The organism is Paracraurococcus ruber, from assembly GCF_004353985.1.
Classification (GTDB): domain Bacteria; phylum Pseudomonadota; class Alphaproteobacteria; order Acetobacterales; family Acetobacteraceae; genus Paracraurococcus; species Paracraurococcus ruber.
Genome location: NZ_SMOA01000435.1, coordinates 1 through 3,052, shown reverse-complemented (window position 1 = coordinate 3,052; position 3,052 = coordinate 1). Strand labels below are relative to the sequence as shown.

Annotated in this window: 3 protein-coding genes; 2 read left to right on the top strand and 1 reads right to left on the bottom strand. The window is 65.7% G+C overall.

Annotated features, from left to right (window positions below; genetic code table 11):
* Nucleotides 1-142 precede the first annotated feature (142 nt).
* Nucleotides 143-1,200, bottom strand: a protein-coding gene (locus E2C05_RS30340) for an IS630 family transposase (protein ID WP_408901640.1) whose coding sequence is annotated in 2 segments (ribosomal slippage) — nt 143-703 and nt 706-1,200 — 1,056 coding nt in all. Because the reading frame shifts where the segments join, the coding sequence is not laid out codon by codon here.
* A gap of 630 nt (nt 1,201-1,830) precedes the next feature.
* Here E2C05_RS30340 and E2C05_RS30330 point away from each other — a divergent pair.
* Together E2C05_RS30330 and E2C05_RS30325 are read left to right on the top strand one after the other, a co-directional pair.
* Nucleotides 1,831-2,409, top strand: a complete 579-nt coding sequence (locus E2C05_RS30330; protein ID WP_205083184.1) for a cupin domain-containing protein — start codon at nt 1,831-1,833, stop codon at nt 2,407-2,409.
* Nucleotides 2,410-2,598: 189 nt separating this feature from the next.
* Nucleotides 2,599-3,052, top strand: a 454-nt coding sequence (locus E2C05_RS30325) for a hypothetical protein (protein WP_133223337.1), incomplete at its 3' end; no start/stop codon positions are given.

Genomic DNA, 3,052 nt, shown 5'->3' with positions numbered 1-3,052 from the left:
GAGGAGTCTGTCCGGCTCACGTCCGGCACGCCGCAAAATCGGCATTCTGCAGTTCCCGGCAGCGTTCAGTGCCTCAAACAGCCAGAAATCGAGGCCCGCCGTCCACCCGCGCACAGGTCTCCCTTATACCAAGTCCCGCTGATCAGAACCTGTGAGCCCAGTCGCGCAGTCCGACGGACATGATGGTCCAGGGCTGCTCGACGAGCCTGTTCCAGGCGTGGCAGCAGTGGTCGACGATGTCATCGTAGCAGCGGAAGACGCGGTTCGAGAGCCAGTTGTCCCGGATGAACTGCCAGATGTTCTCGACCGGGTTCAGCTCAGGGCACTTCGGTGGCAGCGGGACGAGGGTGATGTTGGACGGCACCTCGAGCTTGGCTGATAGGTGCCAGCCGGCCTGGTCGAGCAGCAGCACGGCATGCGCGCCGGGCGCCACGGCGGCCGAGATCTCGGCGAGGTGCAGGCTCATGGCGGCGGTGTTGCAGTAGGGCAGGACGAGACCGGCGGCCTTGCCCGCCTCCGGGCAGATGGCGCCGAAGATGTAGGTCGATGCCGTGCGCAGATCTTGCGGCGCAACAGGCCTGGTGCCGCGCCGTGCCCAGCGGCGGGTGATCTTGTTCTTCTGGCCCACACGGGCTTCGTCGGCGAACCAGATCTCTATGGCGCTGGCGGCGACGCCCTTCTCGCACGCGACCGCCTCCAGGCGGGTGGGAAAGCTGTTTTAAAAAGATCGACCGCGCCCTCCGCCTGCGCATGGTGGCGCGGCCGCGCCGAGAGCTTGCGGTAGCCGAGCACGCGCACCTCGCGGCTCATGGTCTGCTTGGCCACTGTGACCCGGTGCTCCTCCCACATCCACTGGCACAGGTCGACCAGCCGCCACCGCACCACGCCGTGGATCGCCGGTGTCGGGCCGCTCTCCAGCACCACGGCCAGCGCCGTCCGATGCGTCTTGTTCAGCCGAGGCGCCTGGCCCGGGGCCTTGCGGTCGACCGGCCCAGCCGGGCCTTCGGCATTGAACCGCAAGACCCAGTCCCGCACGATCTGCAGCGTCACGCCGCCTATCTGCGCCGCCCCGGTGCGGGACGCCCCGTCGTAGATTGCGGCCAAGGCGAGCAGGCGACGCGCCTGGGCCGCGTCCTTCGTCCGTCGCGCTGCGGCGCGCAGCTTGGCCGCGTCAAAGTCAGCCCGGAACGGAATGGGCATGGCGAACCTCCCCTGTCCGCCATGATGAATCAGCCCAACGCCACCACGGGAATCCCATACGAGTCACGCTCTCGGGGATTTGGTATCAAACATCACGGCTGCCGCAACGGAGTCGCAGTAGTCGCATCCCGCCAGCGGCTGCGACTATCCGGCATGCTATATCGCTTTAGTGATTTGACTATCGAAAAGCCTAACTTGGCGCCGTTCTGGTGGCGCCAGAGAATCGCCGCTATCGTCCGACGCAAGTCTTTCGTTGGCGTCTTGCCGTGCGGTCGGACCTCTTCGATCAGCGGCTCCCACGCCGCCCAGGTCGCATCCGGGAGGGCTTTGGCCTCGCTCACTTTCGTTATCCCCTGAATATGGGAGCGGTGCCCGTGCGCCGCCCTTGCAGCGGCGGAGGTTCGTGAGGCCAGCATGCCGGTTGCCTAGCCCGTCAAGCCTGTGGAACTGTTCGGAGGCGGTGTGGCCCGAGTGCCCCGGCCGGAAGAGGCAAGAGCAATGCGCATGCCCTCACTTGCCAGCCCTAGCGTCGAAAGGATTGCTGTCCCCGTCGTGGCCGCGGTTCTGGCCGTGACCTGCGTCACACCCGCCGGGGCGCAGCTTGACCCTCGCCGCGGGCCGCCAGGCTGCGTGCCGGTCGCGGAGCGGCAGATCGAATGTGGCTGCTACATCATGGTCGAACACCGGCTCGGCCTCCTGCCCACTGACGTGCCGCTCCATTGGAACATCGCCGCCTACCCCAACCGGGTCGCCGCGGAGGCGGGGCGCGGCCCGCGCGGCGCGGTGGTAGAGGCGCTCGGCCGCGTCTGGCTGATGAGCGTTGCAGAGGTGGGCTACCGACCTGTCGGGGGCGAGCACCTCGCCGAGGTGGGGCCGTTACGGGTCGAGGCCGGCATTCCCTACACGGCGGCCTACATGCAGGGGATCATGCTCCCCGGCGCCGAAACCGGCGTGCATCACCACCCCGGCCCGGAGGCGATCCTCACCCTGGCAGGCGAGGAGTGTATGGAGACACCTGCGGGCAAGCAGGTCGGGCACCCCGGAGGGGAGCCCGTAGTCGTGCCACCGCACATGCCGCATCGTCTGACCGTCACCGGCACCGAGGAGCGTCGCGCATTGGCTCTCGTGCTGCACGACTCCGCACAGGCCTGGGCCATTCGCACGCACGAACACGGCTGGACACCTCAGGGACTCTGTCGGGGTGATTAGGCTTCCTGTAGCACCAGTTGGGTCTGCCGAGAGCCGACAGTCGCCATCGGCAGTCAAGCTCTGACAGGCCCTAGACGCTTTATGTTTTTGAAATAACAAACTTTGTGTATTCGGCGAGGGTAAGTTGTCGAAGTAGTAGTCGGCTGGCCTATTGACCGACTAGTGAGCAAGCACCAGGGAGTAAAACGAATGTATTTTTGCAATCTATGGACCCGCTCCATCGAGATTGCCAAAACGTTTAACTTGGTCGTTCTGATACTATTCTCTGTGGCGCCGCCAGCCTCTGCGTTTTGGACCTCGCAGCAGGTGGGCATCGGTGGCGGATCGGCGTCTGGCCCGTCCTTGGCCGTGTTCCAGAACCGCCTCTATGCCGCCTGGTCTGGCGCAAATGGCGACCAACGCATGTTCTGGTCCAGCTTCGACGGGCAAAACTGGTCCCCGCAGCAGGTGGGCATCGGTGGCGGATCGGCGTCTGGCCCGTCCTTGGCCGTGTTCCAGAACCGCCTCTATGCCGCCTGGTCCGGCGCAAATGGCGACCAACGCATGTTCTGGTCCAGCTTCGACGGGCAAAACTGGTCCCCGCAGCAGGTGGGCATCGGTGGCGGATCGGCGTCTGGCCCGTCCTTGGCCGTGTTCCAGAACC